Origin of the sequence: Methylobacterium isbiliense (genome assembly GCF_022179325.1) — a bacterium.
Lineage (GTDB): Bacteria > Pseudomonadota > Alphaproteobacteria > Rhizobiales > Beijerinckiaceae > Methylobacterium > Methylobacterium isbiliense.
The window spans coordinates 13061-35998 of sequence record NZ_BPQQ01000098.1 but is presented as its reverse complement, the minus strand read 5'-3'; the positions used below and the strand labels follow the sequence as shown (position 1 = coordinate 35998).

Here is a 22938-nt window from a genome sequence, read left to right as displayed (position 1 = left end):
ACGCCACGCCGGGCCTCGGCTTCAAGGCCTTCGTGGCCCGCGAGCGCGGGCGCAGCGAGGCCCGCGAGCGCGGGCGCAGCAAGGCCCGCGAGCGCGGGCGCTGCGAGGCCCAGGACAACATCTACGCGTCGTTCTACCTCTGGCTCGATCCGCAGGCCGCCCTCGCCATGCTGACGGACGAGCGCTTCCGCGCCGTGACCGACACGTTCGGCCGCCCGCGCGTCGACACCCTGCTGCCGCTCGACGTGCGGGCCGGCGCAGAGCCCGGAGCCGCGGCGGTGCTTCGGCACGACGAGGCGCCCCTCGATCCCGGGACCGACCTCGCCGCCCTGCGCCGCGCGGAGGCGGCCCGGAACGAGGCCGCGATGGCCGAGCCGGGCATCCTCGCCCGCGTCTCCGCCCTCGATCCCGCCGGATGGCGCCTCGCGCGGCTCACCCTGGCGACCGACGCGGCCGCCGAATCACCCGGCCGGGCCTTCGCGATCCTGCACCTCGCCCGGCCCGGCTGGACCGCTCTGCCACGCTGAGACAACGATCGGTCAAGCTTACGCAAGCGTCACGACCGAGACCAGAATGCGACGAAAGGCGTACCGGACGCAGCGACCACCCCGGAAGAACTTCGGCACAGCATGGCATTCGCCGGAATTTTCACTGGCATGCCATAGATCGTCATGCTACTCGCAGGATCGCCTCCGGGCCAACAATTCACACAAGTGTTCCACGCCAGACCACGCGACAATCGAAGATGATGCTCCGGTTCGATCTTGGCCGGGCGGTCCGTCATGCGGATCGCCACGGGCGATGCTTGGCGGCCCTGGTGGCCCTGGTGCTTCTCGGGGGGCCTGCCCTGGCGGGGTCGGCGTGCACGGGCACCGGCGTGATGCTGCGCGACGTCGCGGCGCTGCCGGCCACCGGCGCGCACCTCGCGGACCGTCATCCGGTGCGGGTGCTGGCGATCGGCTCCTCGTCGACGGAGGGCATCGGCGCCTCGTCGCCCGTCCGGGCCTATCCGCACCAGCTCGAGGAGGATCTGACCCAGGCGTGGCGCGAGGCGCCGGTGGCGGTGGTCAATGCCGGGATCGGCGGCGAGACCGCGGACCAGACGCTGCTGCGCCTGGAGGCCACCCTCGCGCAGCCCGTCAAGCCCAGCCTCGTCATCTGGCAGGTGGGCACCAACGACGCCGTCCGGGGCGGCGACGAGGGCCGGTTCCGCACCCTTCTGGAGCGCGGCATCGCACTTGTGCGCGCGGCGGGCAGCGACCTGATCCTGGTCGATCAGCAATTCTATCCGGCGATCCCCGACCGCGTCCGCTACGAGCGGTTCGTGGGCCTCGTGGCCGCGACGGCGGCGGAGAACGAGGTGCCGGTCTTCTCGCGCTACGCCCTGATGAAGGAGTGGGGCCGCCAGGACCCGGCGCTGCTGACCAGCATGCTGTCGGCGGACGGGTTCCATATGGGCGATCGCGGCTACGATTGCCTCGCCGAGGCGCTGAGCCGCGTGATCGTCAAGGCCGCCGCGCCGGCCCCGGCAGGCGCCGCCGTGGCGCGGGCCAAGCGCCCGGCGCTGCCCGGCCTGCCGACGACCCGCAAGGGCTGATTCCGCGCGCCGTCAGGCCCGCAGGTCGAGCCGGTAGGCATAGGCGTCGCCGCGGAAGAGCCCCTCGACGTACTCGATCATCCGGTCCTCGCGGTCGTAGGAGCGGCGCTTGATCAGCAGGCAGGGCAGGGGCTCTTCGAAGCCGAACACCGCGCATTCCACGGCGTTGGCCATGGCCGCCTCGATCGTCTGCTGGCAGCGCACCAGCGGCACCCCGCAGGTCCCCAGCAGCGCGTAGACCGAGCCGCCGAGATCGGCCTCCGCGAGGGCGGGCGCAGCGCCGAGGTTGTACCACGCCACTTCCCGCGAGAGCGGGATGCCATCGCCCTTGCGGATGCGCACCAGCTTGAGGAAGGGCACGGTCGAGGGCAGCCCGAACAGCGAGGCGATGGCGCGGTCGTGGAGCACGAGCCGCTCGACGATCTCGGACGAGGGCACCCGGCCGAGTTCCCGCATCTCCTCGGTGAAGCCCTTGAGGCGGTCCATGCCGGGACTGAGCCGCGTGCGGCCGGCCTCGACGACGAAGCCGAGCCGGCCGTGGGCGCTCAGGAAGCGCTGACGGCGCAGGGTGTCGTAGCAGCGCTGCACCGTGGTGCGGCTCACCCCCATCGCCTCCGCGAAGGACCGCTCGGCCGGCAGCGTGGTGCCTCCCGCGAGCGTGCCGTCCTCGATCAGCGCCCGGAGTTGCTCTTCGAGCTGCAGGTAGAGGGGCTTGGCCGTGTCCTGCCGCAGCCGCACGAGGCTGGCGAGGCCGGGCGTCCGCGCCGCCCGCGTCCGGTCGGGGCCTTGCACGCCGTCAGACATCGGCGGCCGTGGTCCGAACGGTCTCCCTCATGACAACCGCAACCCGACGTGATGTTCTGCCGGTGCGTGGGACTGATGTCCGGCGGGACGGGATTCTTGTCGTGACCGACATGGGGGACGATCCGGACCTCTTCGTCTTGGGCAGCTTCGTGGTCGCCTGTTCTGCCACGGTGGCGCGGCTGCCGCGAGCGGGCGAGACCCTGCGGGCTGATTCTTTCCTCGTCGATCCCGGTGGCAAAGGACTGAACCTCGCGGTCGGCGCCCGGCGGCTCGGGGCCCGGGTCGACGGGCTGATCGCGGCGGGCCTGGACCTGTTCGGCGATCTGGCGGAGGCGGCCTTGCGTCGGGCGGATCTGCCCGCCGGGATGCTGCGCCGCGTCGAGGGCGCGACCGGCGCCGGCATCGGCTTCATCGACGCCGCCGGCGAGAACTGCATCGCGGTCTATCCGGGCGCCAATGCGCGGCTCGACGCCGCGGCGGTCCGGCACGCGTCCGCCCGGCTCGTGCGCGCCCGCTGCGTGCTGGCCCAGTTCGAGATCGGCGATGAGGCGATCGCGGAGGGGTTCCGCCTCGCGCGCAGGGCCGGGGTGGCGACCCTGCTCAACCCCTCGCCCTTCCGCCTGCCGGCGCCGGCGCTGCTTGCCGATACCGACATCCTCGTCGTCAACGCACCGGAGGCGGAGGCCTGCCGGGCGGGGCTCGGCCTGCCCGAGGCCGATCCGGCGGCGATGATCGCCCGCCTCCTCGACCGCGGCCCGCGCCTCGTGGTGGTGACGATGGGCGCGGACGGCGCGCTCGCCCGCGAGACGGGAGGGGCGCTTGTCGCCCAGCCGGCCTTCCCGGTCACCGCCGTGGACACGATCGGCGCGGGCGACGCCTTTACGGCAGGCTTGGCGGTGTCGCTGGCGGAGGGCCTGCCGCTGGCCGAGAGCCTGCGCCACGCCGCCGCCTGCGGCGCCTGCGTGGTGCGCCGGGCCGGCGTGTTCGACGCGCTGCCGGACCGGGCCGAGCGGGACGCGATGCTCGCCACCCTCCCGGCTTGACACCGCCGCGCGTTCGGCCCGACTGCCCGCATGAGCGCGCCCCGCACCGACCACCTCTGGCGTCCCTACACGCAGATGAAGACGGCGCCGCCGCCGTTGCGCGCGGCCCGCACGCACGGCAGCCGGATCGTGCTGGAGGACGGGCGCGAACTCGTCGACGGCATCGCCTCGTGGTGGACAGCCTGTCACGGCTACAACCATCCCCACATCCGCGCCGCGGTCGCAGCCCAGCTCGACACGATGCCGCACGTGATGTTCGGCGGTCTCACGCACGCCCCGGCCGAGGCGCTGGCGCGCCGCCTCGCCGGGCTGCTGCCGGGCGACCTCGACCACGTGTTCTTCTCGGATTCGGGCTCGGTCGCCGTCGAGGTCGCCCTGAAGGCCGCAGCCCAGGTCTGGCTCAACCGCGGCGTCGCCGGCCGCAGCCGCTTCGCGGCTTTCCGCGGCGGCTATCACGGCGACACGATGGGGGCGATGTCGGTCTGCGACCCCGAGGAGGGGATGCACCGCCGCTTCGGGCGCTACCTGCCCGAGCAGATCTTCTTCGACCTGCCCGACAGCCGCGCGCGGGAGGCGGCGCTGGACGAAGGCCTCGCGCGCCATCGCGGGTCGCTTGCGGCCGTCATCGTCGAGCCGCTGGTGCAGGGGGCGGGCGGCATGCGCCTGCACGCCCCGGAGGTGCTGGCCAGCGTGGCCCGGCTCGCGCGGCGCCACGGCCTCCTCCTGATCCTCGACGAGGTCTTCACCGGTTTCGGGCGCACCGGCACGCTGTTCGCCTGCGAGCAGGCCGGGGTGGTGCCGGACCTGATCTGCCTGTCGAAGGCGCTCACCGGCGGCACGCTGCCGCTCGCCGCCACCGTGGCGGGGGCCGAGGTCTTCGCCGCCTTCTGGTCGGACGACCCGGCCGCGGCCCTGATGCACGGCCCGACCTTCATGGCGAACCCGCTCGCCTGCGCGGCGGCCGAGGCCAGCCTCGACCTGTTCGCCCGGGAGCCGCGGCTCGCCCAGGCCCGGGCGATCGGGGAGCGCCTCGCGGAGGGTCTGGCCCCGCTGCGGGGACGCCCCGGCGTCGTGGACGTGCGGGTGCTCGGCGCGATCGGCGCGGTTCAGCTCGCCCCGCCCCTCGACCTGCCCGGCCTGAAGCGGGCCTTCCTGGAGCGGGGGGTGTGGGTGCGTCCCTTCGGCGACATCGTCTACCTGACGCCCGCCCTGACGATCCCGGAGGACGATCTCGCCCGGCTCCTCGCCGCCATGCGGGAGGTGCTGGGATAGGTCTCATCCGATGCCCGGTCCGATCGAACGCGGCCTCAGCCCCCGGTCCGGTGTGCCAGGAGCGCCGCGGCGACGGCGTCCGGCGTCTCGAACAGGTAGGCGGGCCGGGTGAGGTGGAGCGCCTCGGGCGTCGTGTAGCCCCAGGCCACCGCCCCGAAGGCGAGGCCGGCCGCCGCGGCGGCCTGCGCGTCGCGGATCTCGTCGCCGAGGCACAGCACGTGCGCGGGGGCGATCCCGCTCGCCCGCACCACCGCCCGGAACTTGCGCGTCTTGCCGAACAGGGACGCGCCGCAGGCGGTATGGGCGACGAGGCCGGAGAGCGCCGGGCCGAGGACGCGCCGCACCGTATCCCGGCGGTTCGAGGTGACGACCGCCAGCGTCACGCCGCCGGCGTGCAGGCGCCGCATCATGCCGGCGATGCCCGGGAAGAGCCGCAGGGCCGCCGCGTCGCGGGCCGCGAGGGCCCGCATGTGCCGGGCGATCAGCGGCAGCTTCCAGGGCGCCACCTCCAGGCGGCGCAGGATCGCCTGGGCGGACAGGCCCCGCAGCGCGTCGATCTCGTGCGCCTCGACCCGGCGGAAGCCGTAGCGGTCGGCGACGCCGTTCAGCACGCCGCAGAACCACGCGAAACTGTCCGCCAGGGTGCCGTCGAAATCCAGGATCGCGAGCCGCACCGCGGCCGGCGGGCTCACCGGCAGTAGCGAGGCAGACGCCGCTTCCAGCGCTCGCCGACCCGCAGGTCGTCCTCGCGCCGCTTAGGCCGGGGAGCGGCCTCGCCGGTCGGGCGGGGAGCAACTTCGGCGTCCGGGCGGGGAGCCGCGGCGAAGGCGATCGGGGCCGGCAGGGAAGGCGCCGGGGCCGGCGGCTCGTCGGGCCAGTCCTCGGGCCAGACGAAGCCCTGCGGCGCCGGGGCCGGGGCGGCGGCCTTGCGGATGACGGGCCTGCGCCGCCGGAAGATGGGCTCGTCCTCCTCGGGCACGGGCTCGGGCTCGGGGGCGGGCGGCTCCGGCGGGGCGATCAGGCTCGGCAGGACCCGTCGGGCGGGCGCGCTGCTCGCGGCGGCGCGGCGCTGCGGCGGGGGCGGGGCGGCCGGCTCGTCGAACCGGCCGGACTGGGTCGCGGCCTGCGCCTCCTCGATCAAGCCGGTGCCGGCCCACAGGCCGCGGCCGGCCGGCTTCGGCGCGGGCTCGCTGGGGAGCGGGAGGCTGCCGGGCTCGCCGGGACCGGCGACGGGGGACGGGCGGGTACGTTTGATCTCGACCGTGAACGACGGTCTCGCGCGATAGCGCGTCATCGAATGTCCTGAAGCGATCTGTTCGGGATGGGGCCCCGCGCTCGCGGCGCCAGCCCCTGACCCTCACTTAGGATGAGACACCGCACTTGTCCATGCTAGGAATTGATAAACCGTCAACGCGGATGATCAGGATCATGGCCCGACCGTTTTGCGGCGCCCACAATCGCAGGCCCGCAAGTTCTCACGCTGTTGTCGCGCCCCGCGCGCGGTTCCGCGACCGTTCGGGAGGCGGGCCGGCATGAACATCTTCGTGCTCACGGGAGCCGGCATCTCGGCCGAGAGCGGGCTCGGAACCTTCCGCGAGCGCGGCGGCCTGTGGAGCCGATTCGATCCGGCCCGTCTCGCCACGCCCGAGGCGTTCGCGGCCGATGCCGAGGAGGTTCACGCCTTCTACAACCTGCGCCGGCAGGGCGTGCGGGCCGCCGCACCCAACGCCGCGCACCGGGCGCTGGCCCGGCTCCAGAAGGAGCTGGCGGGGCGGGGCGGGCGGCTTTTTCTGTGCACGCAGAACGTCGACGATCTGCACGAGCGCGGGGGCGCCGCCGCGGTGATGCACATGCACGGCGAGATCCTGCGGGCGCGCTGCCTCGCCTGTACGGCCGCGACGCCGTGGGCGGAGGATCTCTCCGTCGCCACGCCCTGCCCGTCCTGCGGGCGCGCCGGCGGGATGCGCCCCGACGTGGTCTGGTTCGGGGAAGTGCCGCTGCATCTCGACGCCATCGAGGCGGGGCTGGCGGAGAGCGACCTGTTCGTCGCCATCGGCACCTCGGGGGCGGTCTATCCGGCCGCGGGCTTCGTCGCCCGGGCGCGTCGCCTCGGCCTGCCGACGCACGAGATCAACCTCGACCCCTCCGACACGGCCGATGCCTTCCACACCGCCGCCTACGGCCCGGCCACCGAGACGGTGCCGGCCTGGGTCGAGGGGGTGCTGGCGGGACCCCGCCCGCGTCAGGGCGCGTAGGCGCTCGCCGCGGTCGGCAGGGCGGGGCTGGGGCGCTGGGGGGACAGCGCGCGGGTGCGCAGGGCAGTCCAGGGGCCGGCGATCTCGAAAAGGCGCGCCTCGGCGGCCGGGCGCAGCGGATCGCCGCCGCGGGGCTCGATCTCCGCCGTCGCGGCGAGGCGCCGCTCGGCCAGAAAGACCCGGCCGCGCAGGGTGGCGGCGGAGGAGGCGGTGCGCACCTGCCCGGCTGTGATCTCGCCCACGCCGCCGGCAAGGCCGAGGGTCGCCTGCGCGCGCTCGAACGCCAAGCGGCCGCCGCGGCGCAGCTGCGGCTCCGCCCCCTCCGCGAGGCTGAGGCCAAGAACCTCGCCGCCCTCCACCGTCAACGCGGCCCGGCCGGCGAGGCGCCGGCCCATCTCGGCGATGTCCGCCCCGGCGGTGTCGAGCACCAGCGAACCCTGTGCCCGGCCGCCGGCCCAGCGCGGCAGGTCGAGGTCGGCGACGAGCGCCCCGAGATCGATCCGGTCGGCGGTGCCCTGCACCCGGAGATCGACGCCGGCGGCCCCGGCGGCGAGCGCGGCCCGGCCCTTCACGGTGCCCCCCGCCACGGTGGCACGGCCGAGCGTCGCCTCGACGGCGCCGGCGCGGATCATCAGGCCGGCGGCGACGTCCTCGGCCCGGAGCGGCCCGACCCGGGCGGCGGCGGCCGAGAGCCGCAGGTCGAGGTCGCCGCGGGTGAAGGCGTCGAGCGCCGGCGCGGCGCGGCTCCAGGCCGCCGCGACGTCGAGCAGCGCCGAGAGGTCGATCCGCTCCGCCGCGAGCGTGCCCGAGAGCGCGAGGCGCCCCCCGCTCATGACCGCAGCGCCCGCCCCTTCGAGCCGCGCATCGGCGACGTCGAGGCGCAGGGCCGGCATCGCCACCGCGCCCGGCTCGGCCTCGAAGCGGCCCTCGAACGCGACGCGGCCGAGGAGCGGCGCGAGGGGGGCCGCGGTCCCGAGCCAAGCCAGGGTGGCGGGCAGCGCGGCGGTCCCGCGGACCTCGCCCGCGAGGCGCAGGCCGTCCTTCCAAGAGCCGGCCGGAGAACCGGTCGAGTGGCCGGACCACGAGCCGGTCCCGTCGAGTTCGAGCGATCCCGCGGGCCAGCTGAGGGCGGCCGTGAAGGGGCTCGTGCCGCCCGCCGCGAGGCCGAGGGGGTGGGCGGCCGTGAGCCGCACGGATGCAGGCTGGCCGCGCCACGTGCCGCTCCCGGACAGTTCGAGGGCGGCGCCCGGCCGCGGCCAGGTCAGCGCGACGGCGAGGCCGGCGAGTTCGTCGGGCGCGCCCTCCTCGGGGCCGGTCACGCGGGCACTGTCGAGGACGAGGCGGCGCAGGGGACGGACGCCCTCGCCGAGCCGGGCGGCAATCCGCGCGAGCGGCGCGGTCCATCGGTCGTCGCCCTCCGCCCAGACGAGGCGAGCGTCCGACAGGGTCAGCGCCGCCGCCTCGGCCCGGCCCGTCAGCAGGCCGCCGAGCCCGAGCTGCACGTCGAGGACGCGGCTCTCGGCGAGCAGGCGGCCGTCGTGGAGGAGGCGGGCGCCGCCGAAGCTGAGCCGCGGCACGGGAAGCAGGGTGAGGGTGGTCGGCCCGGCTGCCGTGAAGGCGAGGCCGTAGGCGCCGGCCAAGTGACTGCCCACGAAGGCCGACGCGGCGGGCGTGGCCACCGTCCAGGAATGGCAGGCGGCCGCGAGCACGACGAGCGACGCGCCGCAGAGGCCCAGGATGGATCGGCGCGACATCGCTCCCCGGCTATGCGTGAGACACAAAGAGCCGCCCCCGACGAAGCGCCGCGGCTCGCGGCCGGCGCACGCCCCATCCCCCGCCCCTCCCTTAAACGGTCCGATGCGGTTTGTCTTCAACCCTGGCCGCGTCGCCGGCCGGCGGCGGGGGACAACGGGCCGCCGCGGCGCGCCGCAGGAGACGATCCGCCGTGTCACGCATTTCGCATGCGACCCCGTGACCCGCCGGCCGAACGATGCTTAAGAGGGAAACGATCGAGCGCCCGGTTCACCGGCGCGCCGGTGCGGCCGGCGGCGGATCCGACGAAGATCCGGTGCCCAGGAGAGGGACGACATGAAGAAGGTATATCCCGATGCCACCGCGGCCCTGGCGGGGCTGCTGCGGGACGGCATGACGATCATGGCCGGCGGCTTCGGCCTGTGCGGCATCCCGGACGTGCTCATCGACGCCGTGCGCGAGAGCGGCGTGAAGGGCCTCACCGTCATCTCGAACAATGCCGGCATCGACGGGGTCGGCCTCGGCGTCCTGCTCGAGACGCGCCAGATCGCCAAGATGATCTCGTCCTACGTCGGCGAGAACAAGACCTTCGCCAAGCAGTATCTCGGGGGCGAACTGGAGATCGAGTTCAACCCGCAGGGCACGCTCGCCGAGCGGATCCGCGCGGGCGGCGCGGGCATCCCGGCCTTCTTCACCAAGACCGGCGTCGGCACGCTGATCGCCGAGGGCAAGGAGGTGCGCGAGTTCGACGGCGAGTCCTACGTGATGGAGCGCGGCCTGTTCGCCGACATCTCGCTCGTGCACGCCTGGAAGGGCGATACCGAGGGCAACCTCGTCTACCGGAAGACGGCGCGCAACTTCAACCCGATGATGGCCTCGGCCTCGCGCATGACCGTGGCGCAGGTGGAGCACCTCGTGCAGCCGGGCGAGATCGACCCCGACCACATCGTCACGCCGGGCATCTTCGTGAAGCGGATGATCCACGTCCAGAACCCGAACAAGCGCATCGAGCAGCGCACCACCCGCACGCGCGCCGGCGCGGAAGCCGCCGGGGTCGGCGGCGGCGCGATCTAGGAGGAGACCTCATCATGGCCTGGACCCGCGACCAGATGGCCGCGCGCGCCGCGCGCGAACTGCAGGACGGCTTCTACGTCAACCTCGGCATCGGCATCCCGACGCTGGTGTCGAACTTCATCCCCGAGGGCATGTCGGTGCAGCTGCAGTCCGAGAACGGCATGCTCGGCATGGGCCCGTTCCCGTACGAGGGCGAGGAGGACCCCGACCTCATCAACGCCGGCAAGCAGACCATCACGGAACTGCCGACCACGAGCTACTTCTCGTCGGCCGACTCGTTCGGGATGATCCGCGGCGGGCACATCGACCTGTCGATCCTCGGCGCCATGCAGGTGGCCCAGAACGGCGACCTCGCCAACTGGATGATCCCCGGCAAGATGGTGAAGGGGATGGGCGGCGCCATGGACCTCGTCGCCGGCGTCAAGAAGGTCGTGGTGGTGATGGAGCACGTCGCCAAGGCCAAGGACGGCTCGGAGAGCCCGAAGCTGCTCAAGGCCTGCGACCTGCCGCTCACCGGAACGCAGGTGGTCGACATGGTGATCACCGATCTCGGCGTCTTCACCATCGACAAGAAGGGCGATGGCGGCATGAGCCTGATCGAGCTGGCCGACGGCGTCACCGAGGAGGAGGTGCGCGCCAAGACCGAGGCGCCGTACCGCGTGGCGCTCAAGAACACCTGAGGGCGCCCGCCCCTCTCCGCCGGTCGCGGGGAGGGGCCTGCCCCGAGGACCGGCTGGGCCGGATCGCCCCCCCGGAGCGCGACTGACGGGTCTGGCCGGCCAACGCGGCGCCCTCCGGACCGATCTGCGCCGCCGGGGCGAGCGAGCCTCCCGACCCACCGCCAGACGCCTCCATCCTGCGCGCCCGAACCCGGCATCGCCGGACGCCGGGGCGCCATTGGCGAGACCGCGGATCGCGGCCTGCATCCGGGTCCGTCGGCACGACACGGCGGCAGCAGCGGACCTGCCTCCCGAACGCTCCGCCGACGCAGCGGCAAGGCTGCCTGGAACCGGCCCTTCCTGCACGGAAGGGGTCAGGCGCGGCCCAAAGGACTTGCTCCTTCCGAACATGCCCTAAGGTTCACCAGTCGGACCCGTGCCGAGCGATGATCTGCGGCAGCCGCAGGCACATGCCGCAAAGTTTCTGCGCTATCTGATCATTTTGTGCGCAGCCTGGCATCGATTTTTAGCAGATATGCACAGTCAATCTGCAGTTATAACTGTTGCAATTTTGTTACAAACAAGAACTGGTTCGCGCCCCACCACCATCGCAGGACCCCACGGCCATTTACGTCAGGACGGAGCTGCAATTTACTCTAGGGCATTTCAAAGAATTCCCTGGAGATAAGGCGATGCCCAGACGAGCGGCCGGTGCGGCAATTCTCTCATTGGCCCTGGCACTGCCGGCCGCCGCCGCCGACAAGCCCGATCCCGCGCCGGTGCGCGCCGAGCCGGTCGCGGTCAAGGAGACACCGTTCTTCGTGTTCGCCGACACCCAGATCAGCTACCGTCACGTCTTCACGGCCGCAGAACCCGGGAATCCGAAGCTCAAGACCGCGGACCCGAGCGACGGGCGGGACATTCCCAAGAACGTGCTCAACATCTCCCATGCCAACGCCTGGGCCTACGGCACGAACTTCTTCTCCCTCGACATCCTGAAATCCGCCTCGCAGGATCCGGCCGGGACGCGCAACGTGATCCCCGGGCAGACGACCCTGTTCGGCTACGGTGCGGCCGAGGCCTATGGCCTCTATCGCGGCACGCTCTCGGGCAACAAGATCACGGGGACGACCGTCTTCGCGATTCCGGGGATCATCAAGGACGTGTCGCTGTCGTTCGGCTTCGATGCCAACACCAAGAACTCGCCGTTCGGGCCGAACAAGAAGCTGGTGGTCGGCGGCCTGGTCTTCTCGGTCGATGTCCCGGCCGGCTTCCTGAACGTGGCCGTGCACGCCTCAAAGGAATGGAACCGCAACGGCTTCGCCGTCGCGCCCTACCGCGAGGTCGAGTTCAACGCCACGCCGGAATTCGAGATCGTCTACAGCTTCCCCCTCGATTCGCTGCTGGGCGGCTTGCCGCTGAGGATCGCCGGCTTCAACAACATCGTCCTGCCCAAGGGCCGCGTCTCGACGCCGACATCTACGCCGACCACCGTGGAATTCCTGTCACGCACCAATCTGGTCCTCGATGTCGGCAAGCTGATCTGGAACCAACCGGGCAAGCTCGACGCTTTTGTCGGCTTCCAGTATTGGCGCAACAAGTTCGGCAACGATCAGAACTATTACAACCGGGCTGTCACACCGGCGATCTACACGACCGGCTTCTCCGGCGCCGGCGCCGAAGAAAAGACCTTCCTCGCCGGCGTCTCGATTCACGTCTTCTGAGGCTGAGCCCTCAGGGGCGCGGAGGAGGCGGCGGCGGGGGCGCGGCCTCGGGGCGGGCCATCGGAGGCGGGGCCGCTTCGCCGATCCCGCGCGGTGCGGGGATGGCATCGCCGCGGCGCTCCGCCTCCCGCTCGTTGCGCGGGCCGGCGATCCCCTCGGTGCCGCCGGGGGCCGTCGCCGGGTCGCTGCCGGCAGGAGCACCGACGGATTGTGCCAGGGCGCTCCCCGTGAGACCGAGCAGGGTGCAGAGCGCGAGGGCGGGCAGCGAACGCATCATGCGGTATTCTCCGGGAGGCCCTCGCCGGCCTGATGGACCGGCGACCGGTCGCAGGGGAAAGTCGCGTCCGCTGCAGTTGTTCCCATGTTGATTCGCGTTGCGCGGAGCATTCGCCACGTCCGGCGCCAGATCCGGCCGCTTCAGGACACCGGCAGCGGAGAGAGACCGCAGGCGGTCGGCCGAGAGGCGACGAGCGGCGGACCCGGACTTGGGGACGGGCTTGAAAACGGACTTGGAAACTGACTTGGAAACTGACTTGGGTGAGGCGGCCGGCCCGCGATCCGGTCCGCCCTGATATGACCTGCGGTCGCTACCGCAGCCCCGGGCCGGGCTGCTAGATCCCATCCTCCCGCACCCCCGCAGCCGGCCTCCAAGACCGGCCGGGGCCGCCGTTCGAGGATGCGCCCGTGACGCCCACCCCCCTGCCGGCAGGACGGCCGGACCCGGCCGACGGCCCGGATTCCCCCGCCGCGTGGCGGCGCCTCGTCGTCGCGGTGCTGCTCACCACCATCGGCGGCGTCGGCATGTGGTCGGTGGTGGTGGTGCTGCCGGCCGTGCAGGCGGAGTTCGGCCTCGCCCGGGCCGAGGCCTCGCTGCCCTACACGCTGACGATGATCGGCTTCGCCCTCGGCGGCGTGCTCATGGGGCGCCTCGCGGACCGGTTCGGCATCGTGGCGCCGCTCGCCGTCGGGGCTGTCTGCCTCGCGGCCGGCTACGGGGCGACCGCGCTCGCCGGGGGCCTGTGGAGCTTCACGCTGGCGCACGGGCTGCTGATCGGGGCGCTGGGCAGTGCTGCGGCCTTCGGGCCGCTCATGGCCGACATCTCGCTGTGGTTCGAGCGCCGCCGCGGCATCGCGGTGTCGCTGTGCGCGTCGGGCAACTACGTCGCCGGTACGATCTGGCCGCCGGTGGTCCAGTACGCGATCGAGGCCTATGGCTGGCGCGCCACGCAAGGGGCGCTCGGGCTGTTCTGCCTCGTCACCATGCTGCCGCTCGCCCTGCTGATGCGACGGCGCCCCCCGCGGACGGCCGGCGCCGGGACGGCGGCGGGGCCGCGGGGCGTCACGGCAGTCGGGCTGTCGCCCGGGGCGCTGCAGGGGCTGCTCGCCCTGTCGGGGCTGGCCTGCTGCGTCGCCATGGCGATGCCCCAGGTGCACATCGTCGCCTATTGCGGCGACCTCGGCTACGGCGTCGCCCGCGGGGCCGAGATGCTGTCCCTGATGCTCGGCTTCGGCATCGTCAGCCGGGTCGCCTCGGGCTTCCTCGCCGACCGCATCGGCGGCGTCGCGACGCTGCTGCTCGGCGCCGTGCTGCAGGGCGTGGCGCTCGCCCTCTACCTCGTCTTCGACGGGCTCACCTCGCTCTACGTGATCTCGGCCCTGTTCGGGCTGTTCCAGGGCGGCATCGTGCCGGCCTACGCGATCATCGTGCGCGAACTGTTTCCGCCCGGCGAGGCGGGGGCGCGGGTTGGCATCGTCATCATGGCGACCCTGTTCGGCATGGCGCTCGGCGGCTGGCTCTCGGGGGTGATCTTCGATCTCACCGGCACCTACGCGGCGGCCTTCGCGCACGGCCTCCTGTGGAATCTGTGCACGGTTTCGATCGCGCTCTGGCTGCGGCAGCGGCAGATGGCCCGGGCGCGTCTCGCCGCGGCCTGACCGGCTTCCAGGAATCTTCCGCGCGCCTCGGGCCGCGGTCCCGGGGCGTTCGTCACGCGCCGTGGCGGCGCGGCCGCAGGGGACCCGTGCGGCGCGCCAAGGCGGACCGGCCGACGGGCCCGATGAGCGAAACTACGCTACGCCAGCCGATGAGACGGCCTTCGCTTCGACGCAGCGTCATCGGCAGTCCGGCAGCGTTTCTGTATCGAAAATACGAATCCGACCGGCGGACATGACCCAGGTGACTGAAATTTAACGCGGTAGGCGTTTTCTTGGCGCTGCCAGTCCTGGTCCAACCTGAGTCCCGTCGATGCTGTCACGCCGCTCTCTTTTCGCTACGCTCGCTGCCTCCACCGCGGCCTTCGCCATGCCGCACATCGCCCGTGCGGCAACCCGCAAGCTGCGGCTCGGCCACAACAACTCCCCGACCTCGATCACCCAGGCCCATGCGGACGCCTTCGCCAAGGCGGCGGCAAGCCTCTCGGACGGGCGGCTCGCCATCGACATCTTCCCGAGTTCGCAACTCGGCAACGAGCAGCAGATGCTCAAGGCGGTCGCCGAGGGCACCCTCGACCTCACCCTCGCGCCCGCCGGCGTCACCAGCCCCTACAGCAGCGAGACGATCCTGGTCGAACTGCCCTTCCTGTTCCCGAACGCCGCCGCCGCCCGCGCGGCGCTCGCCGGGCCGCTCGGGCAGCACTGCTCCGACCTCCTGAAGCCCAAGGGCATCGTCAACCTGGGCTGGGGCGAGATCGGCCTGAGGAACTTCACCGCCAACAAGCCCATCCGGACGGTCGCCGACATCCAGGGCCTCAAGCTCCGGGTGCCGCTGGCCCCGCCGATCCTGAAGACCTTCCAGGCCCTCGGGGCCGCCGCCGAAACCCTGCCGTTCCCGCAGCTGCGGGAGGCGCTGCGCACCGGGCGCTTCGAGGCGCAGGAGAACCCGATCGCGCAGATCATCGCGGGCGAGATGTACACCGTGCAGTCGCACGTCTCGCTCACGCGGCATGTCTACACCTCGTCGCTGCTCGCGTTCTCGGCCGACGTGGCGGAGGAGATGAGCCCCGCCGACCTCGACGTGCTGCGCAAGGCCGCCGTGATCGGCACGAAGGCGTCCCAGGACTATTCCGACGTCGCCGACGTGAAGGGCCTGACGAAGCTGCGCGAGAGCGGGATGACGGTGGTCGAGGACGTCGACCGGGCCGGCTTCCAGGCCGCGGTGGCGGCGGTGCAAGGGAAGCTCGCCGAGATCTTCGGCGGCGACGCCATGCGCCAGATCCGCTCCCTCGTCGGCTGACGAGGCGGCGTCCCGCAGCCCCGGCCCGGCGCCGCCGGGGCACCCCGCATGTGAACCTCGATGAGATCGCCCGCCGGGCGACGGAGATGAAGATGGTTCGGTTCCGGTCCCTGCGCTCGCGCATCATGGCGGGCTTCCTCGCCGTTCTCGGCCTCGCGCTTGCGGGCTTCGCCGCCACGCTCGTCATCGCGGGTGGCTTCCGGACCGCGCAGGCCGATCTCGGCGAGGCGGTCGCGGGCAGCCGCCGGGCGGAGGCCGCCGATGCACTGACCCGCGAGGGGCAGCTCGCGCTCGCCACCTACCTGCGCACCGGCCTCGCCAAGGACCGGGACGGCATGGTCGAGAGCCTGCGCCGCCTCGCCGACGAGATCCGCGGCGCCGGCTCCGCGCAGATGGCCGACGGGCTGACCCAGCAGGCCACCGCGACCGTCGAGGCGATCTCGCGGACCTTCGACCTCGGCACGGCCCTCGAACAGGCCGTGGCGATGCTGGCCAATCCGGCCAACGCCATCGGCGAGAGCGCCTCGCGGGTGACCGATCCCGGCTTGATCGCGACCGCGCTCCAGATCCAGGGCTCCACCGGGCAGGTGATCGGGTTCTCGGCGCGCGGCGTCGCCGCCGGCAGCGCGCGGCCGCTCGCGGGCTTTCCCGACGAGGCGCGCCGCCTGCGCGAGGCCGCCGCCGCCATCGAGGCCAATCCGGCCGCCACCAACCGGCTGCGCAAGCTCGCGGGCGCGCTCGCCGAGACCATCAAGGCGACGGCCGACGCGGCCGGCCAGTACAAAGCGGCGCTCGATGCCCGCGCGGGCGCCATCACGGCCCTCGACGCCGTGCTGGGGCAGGCCTCGCAGGCCGCCGCGCAGGCGGCCAAGGGGGCCGAGGCGCGCTTCGCCGACGCGCTCGCCGCGACCGAGACGGCCTCCACCCGCCTGCTCTACGCGCTCCTCGCCAGCGCGGTCGGCACGACGCTCGCCGGCCTCGTCCTCGCCACCCTGCTCGGCGGTTCGATCGTGCGGCCCATCCTCCGCCTCAAGGACACGATCGACGACCTCGCGCGCGGCAACCTCGCGGTGGAGGTCCGCGGGACCGAGGGGCGCGACGAACTCGGGCTGATCGCCCGCGCCGTCGCGGTGCTCAAGGACGGCGCGATCGAGCGCGTGCGCCTGGAGGAGGCGCAGGCGGCGGAGCAGTCGGTCCGCCAGCGCCGGGCCGACCTCGTGGACCGGCTCGTGCAAGACTTCGAGCACCGGATGTCGAGCTCGCTCTCGGTCGTCACGGCCGCAGCGGAGGAACTCGACGTCACGGCCCGCGCCATGACCGACGTCGCGGCGGGCACCGACCGGCAGGCGGTCGCGTCGAGCGCGGCGGCCGAGCAGACCTCCGCCAACGTCCAGACCGTGGCGGCGGCCGCCGAGGAGATGGTGGCCTCCCTGCGGGAGATCGAGCGCCAGGTGCTGCGGTCGAGCGAGGTGGCGGGTGCGGCCGCCCGCGAGGCGGAGGCCACCGACGCCGCGATGGCGAGCCTCACCCAGGCGGCCGCGAAGATCGGCCACGCGGTGACGCTGATCAACGCCATCGCGGCGCAGACGAACCTTCTGGCGCTGAACGCGACGATCGAGGCGGCCCGCGCCGGCGAGGCGGGGCGCGGCTTCGCGGTGGTCGCCGCCGAGGTCAAGGATCTCGCCGGCCAGACCGCCAAGGCCACCGACGAGATCGGCAGCCACATCGCGGCGATCCAGACGGCCTCCGCCACGGCCTGCGGGGCGATCGCGCAGATCGGCCGGACGATCGTCGCCGTCAACGACATCACCGGTACGATCGCCGCGACGGTCACCGAGCAGACCGCGGCCACCAACGAGATCGCCCGGAACGCCTCGGAGGCCGCACGCGGCACGCAGGACGTCTCGGCCACCATCGCCTACGTGCTGGCCTCCGCCCGCGACACCGGCAGCGCCGCCGCGCAGGTTCTGGCGGCAGCCGGCGAGCTGTCCGCGCAGTCCTTCACGGTCAAACAGGATGTCGACGGCTTCCTCGATGCGATCCGCGCGGCGTGAGCCCTCACGCCTTCGGGGTCGACATCCGCAGCAGCACCGCGACGGGGGCGAGGCCCACCGCCACGATCAGCAGGGCCGCCACCGCCCCGTCCTCGTAGGTGCCCCGCGCGGCCTCCCCGTACAGGTGGGTCGCCAGAGTCTCGACGTTGAGCGGGCGCAGCAGGAGCGTGGCGGGAAGCTCCTTGACGCAGTCGACGAAGACCAGCAGGGCGCCGCCCAGCACCGCCGGCCAGGTCAGCGGCAGGTGGATCTGCGCCAGTGTCGCGGCCGCGCCGCGGCCGAGCACCCGCCCGGCATCGCCGAGCGAGCGCGGCACCCGGGCGAGCCCCGCCTCGCTGGTGCCCACCGTGACGGCGAGGAAGCGCACCACGTAGGCGTAGACCAGGGCGACGCCGGTGCCGAGGCCGACGAGGCCGAGCCCGGCGCCGGTGAGGGCGCGGCTCGCCCCATCGAGGGCGGCGTCGAGCCCGGCCAGCGGCGGCATCAGGCCGATCGCCAGGATCGCGCCCGGCATGGCGTAGCCGAGGGTGGCGCAGCGCACGAGCGCGATGCGCCACGCACCACGGTCGGAGAACAGGCGCGGCCCCGCCGCCACGACGAGGCCGAGCCCGGTGGCGAGCAGCGTGGCGATCCCCGAATACAGCAGGGTGTTGAGCGCCTCCCGCAGGATGGTCGGCGAGACGCCCGCGAAGCGCACCCGGTGCAGCGCCTCGACGGCGAGATAGGCAGCGGGCGCCAGGAACCCGACCGCCACCGGCAGGGTGCCGAGCCCGAGCGCCAGCAGGGCCGGGGCTCCGGTGAGGTGCTGGCGGCTCATGCGCCGCGGCCGCTGGGCCGCGCCCGCGTAGCCGCGCCGCCGCCGCGCCGCCCGCTCGACCGCCATCAGGGCGAGGACGAAGACCAGCATGACGAGGGCGATGGCGGCCGCGCCCGGCAGGTCCGAGCGGTTGACCCAGGTGGCGTAGATCGAGACCGTCAGGGTGCGCACCCCGAGGAATTCCGCCGCCCCGATGTCGTTGAGCGCTTCGAGCAGCGCGAGGCTCGTGCCGAGCGCGATGGCCGGCCGCGCGAGGGGCAGGGCCACCCGGCGGAAGACCGCGGCGGGGGCGAGCCCCAGGCTGCGGCCCGCCTCGACGAGGTTGGCCGACTGCATCAGGAACAGCGCGCGGGCCGGCAGATAGACGTAGGGGTAGAGCACGAAGCCGAGGAGCAGGATGCAGCCCGGCAGCGAGCGCACGTCCGGCAGCATCAGGTCGCGCGGATGCGCGACGCCGAGGAGCGCCCGGATCGCGCTCTGCACCGGCCCCACCGGGTGGAGCAGGTCGAGATACGCGTAGGCGACGATGTAGGTCGGCACCGCCAGCGGCAGCAGCAGCGCCCAGTCGAGCAGGCGGCGGCCGGGAAACTCGTAGGCCGCCACCAGCCACGCGGCTCCGGTGCCGATCGCCACCACCAGCAGGCCGACGCCCGCGAGCAGCAGCCCCGTATCGAGGATCGCCTGGGGCAGGACGTAGGCGAAGAGGTGCGGCCACAGCCCGCTCGATCCCTGCAGCGCTTCGAGCCCGAGCGCGGCGAGCGGCGCGAGCACGAGGAGCGCCACCGCGCCGGCGGCGAGCGCCCAGGGCAGCGGCCCGCGCCACAGCCCCGGCGTCGGGGAGAGACGCGGCAGGGCCGGCGCCGCATAGGAGAGGGGCCGGGGCGGGGCGTGGTCGGTGAGCATGCCGCGTGCGACGAGAGGAAGGTGGGGCCGGCCGGGCTCCCGCCCCGGCCGGTCGGGATCGCCTACTTGTCGAAGCCGACGCGATCGACGAGGAGGCTCGCGGCCTTGCGGTTGCGGGCGATCTCGACGAGTGAGAGGTCGTCGACCTTGAGGGTTCCGAGCTGCGCCAGCAGCGGGTCCACCGGAACGCCGGCCTTGACCGGATACTCGTAGTCGGCCTTGGCGTAGAGCGCCTGAGCCTCGTCCGAGACGAGGTATTCGAGCAGTTGCACCGCGTTGTCGCGGTTGGGGGCGTTCTTCGCCACCACCGCGCCCGAGACGTTCACGTGCGTGCCCCCGCCCTTGAAGGTCGGCAGCACCACCTTGATCCCGTCGCCCCACTTCTTCTGGTCGGGGCCGCCGCGCCCGCTGCGCATCAGGCCGACGTAGTAGGAGTTGGCGATGCCGATCTCGCAGAGATCCGCCACGATGTCGCGGGCGACGTCGCGGTCGCCGCCGCCGGGCTTGCGGGCGAGATTCGCCTTGACGCCGCGCAGCCACGCCTCGGTCTTCTCCTCGCCGTGCTTGGCGATGAAGGCCGCGATCAGCGCGGTGTTGTAGGGGTGCTGGCCGGAGCGGATGCAGACCTGCCCCTTGTACTTCGGGTCGGCGAGATCCTCGTAGGTGAAGCCCTCCAGCCCCTTGGTGTCGGGATCGGCATACAGCACCCGGGCGCGGGTCGAGAGGGCGAACCAGCGGCCGTCCTTGTCGCGCAGGCCGGCCGGCACAGCCGCCTCCAGCGCCGGGGAGCGCACCGGCTGGCCCAGATCCTTGTCGACGAGTTCGATCAGGTTGCCGATGTCGACGGTCATCATCACGTCGGCGGCGGAGCGGGCGCCCTCGGCGGCCACGCGCTCGGCCAGCCCCTTGTCGACGAAGACGGTGTTGACCGCGATGCCGGTCCTGGCCGTGAAGGCGTCGAGGAGCGGGCGGATCAGACCCGGCTCGCGGGTGGTGTAGAGGTTCACCTCCCGGGCCTGCTGCGCGAGGGCGGGGCCGGCGAGGGCGGCCCCGACGAGCGACGCGAGACCGACGAGCGAACGGAAGCGGATTGTACGGGACAAGGATCGCATCTCCGACGATGACACGCCCGTAGAGATACAGATCGGGAGCGAAATCAAGCAGAATAGATTGGAGTTGTTTTAATGTGAAGAACGCCGCGCGGCAGGACGGGCCTCAGTTTGTAATTCTTCCAGAGAACTCCCCTCGTCTTCTTCGGCGAGTACCAGCACCGCCTGCTCCAGCAGCGTCAGGCCGACGGCGTCGCCCGGTCCGCAGGACTCGGTGCCGGAGATCCGCGCCCGCAGGGGCTGCGCGAGGCCCGGCACCCGCAGCAGCAGCAGGGTGGCGGAGCCCACGAATACGCGCCGCAGCACCTGCGCGTCGCGGCCCCGGCCGCGCGGTCCGACGCCCACCGCCTCGGGCCGAAGGCAGACGCGGACGGCCGCGCCCTCGGCGAAGCCCGGCGCCGCGACCGGGCCGAGCGGCGTCTCGGCCCGTCCGCTCGCGACCCGGGCCGGGATCTCCACGGCGTCGGCCAGGAACCGGGCCGCGAACAGGCTCGCGGGACGGCGGTAGAGCGCCTCGCCGGTCCCGACCTGCACGAGGCGGCCCCGGCGCATCAGGGCGATGCGACTCGCCACCGCGAGCGCTTCCTCGGGGTCGTGGGTGACGAGGAGCGCGGTGGTGCCGGTGCGGCGCAGGAGCGCCACCGTATCCTCGCGGACGCGGTCGCGCATGCGCCGGTCGAGGTTGGAGAAGGGCTCGTCGAGCAGCAGCAGGCGCGGCCCCGGCGCCAGCGCCCGCACCAGCGCGACCCGCTGCTGCTCGCCCCCCGAGAGGGTCTGCGGGTAGCTGTCGGCGCGCGCGCTCAGGCCCACCTGGTCGAGGAGCGAATCCGCCGCCTCGCGCGCGGCGGGCGGGCGCCCGGCGAGGCCGAAGCGGATGTTCTCGGCCACCGTGAGATGGGGGAAGAGCGCGTAGTCCTGGAACATCAGGCCGACGCCGCGCGCCTCGGGCGGCACCGCGACGCCCGGCCCCGCCACGAGGTGCCCGTCGAGGAGCACGCGCCCGCGGGTCGGCCGTTCGAGCCCGGCGACGATGCGCAGGAGGGTGCTCTTGCCGCAGCCGGAATCGCCCAGCAGCGCCATCACCTCGCCGGGCCGCACCTCCAGCGACACGCCGTCGAGGGCCAGCACCCGGCCGAACCGGCAGGCCACGTCCTCCACCGCGAGGGCCGGGTCCGTGGGGCGCACGCGCGATGCCTGCTCTCTCATCACTCGCTCCCGCGGCCGTGACGCGGCCGCGCTCCGTTCTGGCACAAACCCCGGACCGGCGCCGCCGGGATGCTCAAGGGCGCGTTAAGCGGATTCGTCGAAAGCTCCGCATCGCCGCGGCGGGCTGTAAGCGCCGGCCGGGTCCCGAGCAACGTCAAGGGTGTCGCGTATGCGTAGCGTGTCGAGCGAGGCGAGCAACGTCGTGCCGTTCCGGCGGCCCAGGGTCCCGCAGGGTTTTCAGGGATCGGGCTCCGCCCATCCGGAGGACCTCGCCGCTCCGAGCCCGGCGCTCGCCCGCTCCCGCCGCGACCAGCGCAGCCTGATGGACCTCGTCTACGAGGCCGGCCATCTGCCGGTGGCGGCGGGCGACCGCGAGACCAAGCTCATCGCCGCCCGCCTGCAGGTCTACGGCTTTCTCGTCATCGAGGAGGTGGAGGAGGACGGCCGCCTGCGCCGTCTGCGCCCTTCGGAGGCGGTGCGCGCCGCCTGCGAGCGGGCGTGGCGCCTGTCGCGCTCCAGCTACGGGGTGAGCCTCGCGGTCTCGATCCCGCGCGCCGACGAGTTCCTGTTCGAGCCGGCCTCCACGGCGTGAGGCCCGCGTCGGACCTAGCGCCCGTGCGACGCCTCCTCCCGCACGGCGTCAGAGCACCATCGCCTCATGAACCTCGCCCGGATCGAGCGGGGTCACGAAGACCACCCCGACACCGCCGGCGAAGCAGCGGACGACCCGGGCAGGCCGGCGGCCGATGACGACCACGGCGCCGACCTGCAGCGGCTCGCCGAGCAGGAGGCCGGCGCCCGAAGCCGAGACGTTGAGGAGGCGCCCCACCACGGCGAGGCCGTCCTCCAGGGTGATCGACACCTCCGTCCGCAGCGGGACGATCCTGTGATGCAGGCGAACCGCCTCGGCGGAGGGCCGTTGCTGCGCCGCCAGCAGGAGGAGTTTTCGCGCCACGAGCCGCGGGGCCTGCCGCCGGCTCAGGACACGGACCGAGAAATCCTGGCCCATGCAGCGCGTGACCTTCGCATCGATGAGGCCGACGTGACGAATGCTGCAGACGAGATCCTCGTCGACGTAGGGCACGATGGCGGAGCGCAGGCGGAGACCCTCCGCCGAGAGATCGACCGTGACCGCGTAGAAATCGGGGCGCGACCGGTTCCAGCACAGGGCCGGCAGGATCACCTCATGACGTAGGGTTTGGCTCCGCTCGCCCATCGCACCGTCGCTCCGTCGGCAACCCTTGTGCGATGCAAAATCCTTCGGTGATCCTCCTCGAACGGCAGCAATTGTCGGTATCGCGACGTTTGCCCCAGCGCGGGGGCCAGTCGACGCCGGGAGCGTGCGGCGGGCAGACGGGCTCATCCGCCCGGACGAACGGCGCCGCCCCGTCGGCCTCGCCGGGTTCGCCGGCGCCCGCCGCCGGACCCGGAGGTGCC

General features: G+C 73.1%; 21 protein-coding genes. 12 read left to right on the top strand and 9 right to left on the bottom strand.

Going from position 1 to position 22938, the window contains the following annotated elements:
• The coding region (locus tag MFF61_RS30230) for a DUF4865 family protein (protein ID WP_238241392.1) at positions 1 to 527 on the top strand (527 nt) is incomplete at its 5' end.
• A 278-nt stretch (positions 528 to 805) separates the two neighbouring features.
• The gene (locus MFF61_RS30225; protein WP_238241391.1) at positions 806 to 1597 is read left to right on the top strand and encodes an SGNH/GDSL hydrolase family protein; all 792 of its coding nucleotides are present in this window, start codon (positions 806 to 808) and stop codon (positions 1595 to 1597) included.
• A gap of 12 nt (positions 1598 to 1609) precedes the next feature.
• Here MFF61_RS30225 and MFF61_RS30220 read toward each other — a convergent pair whose 3' ends face one another.
• Entirely contained in the window at positions 1610 to 2401 is a 792-nt protein-coding gene (locus tag MFF61_RS30220; protein WP_238241390.1) for a GntR family transcriptional regulator, read from the bottom strand.
• A gap of 110 nt (positions 2402 to 2511) precedes the next feature.
• Here MFF61_RS30220 and MFF61_RS30215 point away from each other — a divergent pair, with 110 nt between their 5' ends.
• Positions 2512 to 3444, top strand: a complete 933-nt coding sequence (locus tag MFF61_RS30215; protein ID WP_238241394.1) for a ribokinase — start codon at positions 2512 to 2514, stop codon at positions 3442 to 3444.
• Between the two features lie 30 nt (positions 3445 to 3474).
• Positions 3475 to 4716 carry an adenosylmethionine--8-amino-7-oxononanoate transaminase gene (locus MFF61_RS30210; protein ID WP_238241389.1) on the top strand — a complete coding sequence of 414 codons (1242 nt, stop codon included), beginning with the start codon at positions 3475 to 3477 and terminating at the stop codon, positions 4714 to 4716.
• A gap of 35 nt (positions 4717 to 4751) precedes the next feature.
• Here the strand turns inward: MFF61_RS30210 and MFF61_RS30205 are convergent, their stop codons facing one another.
• Together MFF61_RS30205 and MFF61_RS30200 are read right to left on the bottom strand one after the other, a co-directional pair.
• Positions 4752 to 5408 carry an HAD hydrolase-like protein gene (locus MFF61_RS30205; RefSeq protein WP_238241388.1) on the bottom strand — a complete coding sequence of 219 codons (657 nt, stop codon included), beginning with the start codon at positions 5406 to 5408 and terminating at the stop codon, positions 4752 to 4754.
• Positions 5405 to 6010: a hypothetical protein gene (locus MFF61_RS30200; protein ID WP_238241387.1), complete on the bottom strand. Its 606-nt coding sequence runs from the start codon at positions 6008 to 6010 to the stop codon at positions 5405 to 5407. Before MFF61_RS30200 ends, MFF61_RS30205 begins: the two co-directional genes overlap by 4 nt.
• 238 nt (positions 6011 to 6248) lie before the next feature.
• Between MFF61_RS30200 and MFF61_RS30195 the strand changes: the two genes are divergently transcribed.
• On the top strand, positions 6249 to 6971 hold the full coding sequence (locus tag MFF61_RS30195) for an NAD-dependent deacylase (protein ID WP_238241386.1): 723 nt from the start codon (positions 6249 to 6251) through the stop codon (positions 6969 to 6971).
• Here the strand turns inward: MFF61_RS30195 and MFF61_RS30190 are convergent.
• Complete coding sequence (locus tag MFF61_RS30190; protein ID WP_238241385.1) at positions 6959 to 8725, bottom strand: AsmA family protein; 1767 nt, start codon at positions 8723 to 8725, stop codon at positions 6959 to 6961. The two genes, MFF61_RS30195 and MFF61_RS30190, sit on opposite strands and share 13 nt — an antisense overlap.
• Before the next feature lie 334 nt (positions 8726 to 9059).
• Between MFF61_RS30190 and MFF61_RS30185 the strand changes: the two genes are divergently transcribed.
• The 3 genes from MFF61_RS30185 to MFF61_RS30175 all read left to right on the top strand — a co-directional run bounded on the left by MFF61_RS30185 (position 9060) and on the right by MFF61_RS30175 (position 12180).
• Positions 9060 to 9797 carry a CoA transferase subunit A gene (locus MFF61_RS30185; protein WP_238241384.1) on the top strand — a complete coding sequence of 246 codons (738 nt, stop codon included), beginning with the start codon at positions 9060 to 9062 and terminating at the stop codon, positions 9795 to 9797.
• 14 nt (positions 9798 to 9811) lie between these two features.
• On the top strand, positions 9812 to 10477 hold the full coding sequence (locus tag MFF61_RS30180) for a 3-oxoacid CoA-transferase subunit B (protein ID WP_238241383.1): 666 nt from the start codon (positions 9812 to 9814) through the stop codon (positions 10475 to 10477).
• A gap of 671 nt (positions 10478 to 11148) precedes the next feature.
• On the top strand, positions 11149 to 12180 hold the full coding sequence (locus MFF61_RS30175; protein ID WP_373324819.1) for a hypothetical protein: 1032 nt from the start codon (positions 11149 to 11151) through the stop codon (positions 12178 to 12180).
• A 10-nt stretch (positions 12181 to 12190) separates the two neighbouring features.
• Here the strand turns inward: MFF61_RS30175 and MFF61_RS30170 are convergent, their stop codons facing one another.
• Positions 12191 to 12457, bottom strand: coding sequence for a hypothetical protein (locus MFF61_RS30170; RefSeq protein ID WP_238241381.1), 267 nt, complete (start codon positions 12455 to 12457; stop codon positions 12191 to 12193).
• A gap of 407 nt (positions 12458 to 12864) precedes the next feature.
• Between MFF61_RS30170 and MFF61_RS30165 the strand changes: the two genes are divergently transcribed.
• From MFF61_RS30165 to MFF61_RS30155, 3 genes are all read left to right on the top strand, one after another.
• Entirely contained in the window at positions 12865 to 14115 is a 1251-nt protein-coding gene (locus MFF61_RS30165; protein ID WP_238241380.1) for an MFS transporter, read from the top strand.
• Between the two features lie 310 nt (positions 14116 to 14425).
• Entirely contained in the window at positions 14426 to 15412 is a 987-nt protein-coding gene (locus MFF61_RS30160; RefSeq protein ID WP_238241379.1) for a TRAP transporter substrate-binding protein, read from the top strand.
• A gap of 92 nt (positions 15413 to 15504) precedes the next feature.
• Positions 15505 to 17466: a methyl-accepting chemotaxis protein gene (locus tag MFF61_RS30155; RefSeq protein ID WP_238241378.1), complete on the top strand. Its 1962-nt coding sequence runs from the start codon at positions 15505 to 15507 to the stop codon at positions 17464 to 17466.
• Between the two features lie 4 nt (positions 17467 to 17470).
• Here MFF61_RS30155 and MFF61_RS30150 read toward each other — a convergent pair whose 3' ends face one another.
• From MFF61_RS30150 to MFF61_RS30140, 3 genes are all read right to left on the bottom strand, one after another.
• Positions 17471 to 19186 (bottom strand): ABC transporter permease, encoded by a 1716-nt coding sequence (locus MFF61_RS30150; protein ID WP_238241377.1) that lies wholly within the window; start codon positions 19184 to 19186, stop codon positions 17471 to 17473.
• 62 nt (positions 19187 to 19248) lie between these two features.
• A complete protein-coding gene (locus MFF61_RS30145) occupies positions 19249 to 20289 on the bottom strand; it encodes a Fe(3+) ABC transporter substrate-binding protein (RefSeq protein WP_238241376.1) in 1041 nt (346 codons plus the stop codon).
• A 78-nt stretch (positions 20290 to 20367) separates the two neighbouring features.
• Positions 20368 to 21501, bottom strand: coding sequence for an ABC transporter ATP-binding protein (locus MFF61_RS30140; RefSeq protein WP_238241375.1), 1134 nt, complete (start codon positions 21499 to 21501; stop codon positions 20368 to 20370).
• Positions 21502 to 21670: 169 nt separating this feature from the next.
• Here MFF61_RS30140 and MFF61_RS30135 point away from each other — a divergent pair, with 169 nt between their 5' ends.
• Entirely contained in the window at positions 21671 to 22093 is a 423-nt protein-coding gene (locus tag MFF61_RS30135; RefSeq protein ID WP_238241393.1) for a hypothetical protein, read from the top strand.
• Positions 22094 to 22141: 48 nt separating this feature from the next.
• Here the strand turns inward: MFF61_RS30135 and MFF61_RS30130 are convergent, their stop codons facing one another.
• Positions 22142 to 22717, bottom strand: coding sequence for a PilZ domain-containing protein (locus tag MFF61_RS30130; RefSeq protein ID WP_238241374.1), 576 nt, complete (start codon positions 22715 to 22717; stop codon positions 22142 to 22144).
• Positions 22718 to 22938 lie beyond the last annotated feature (221 nt).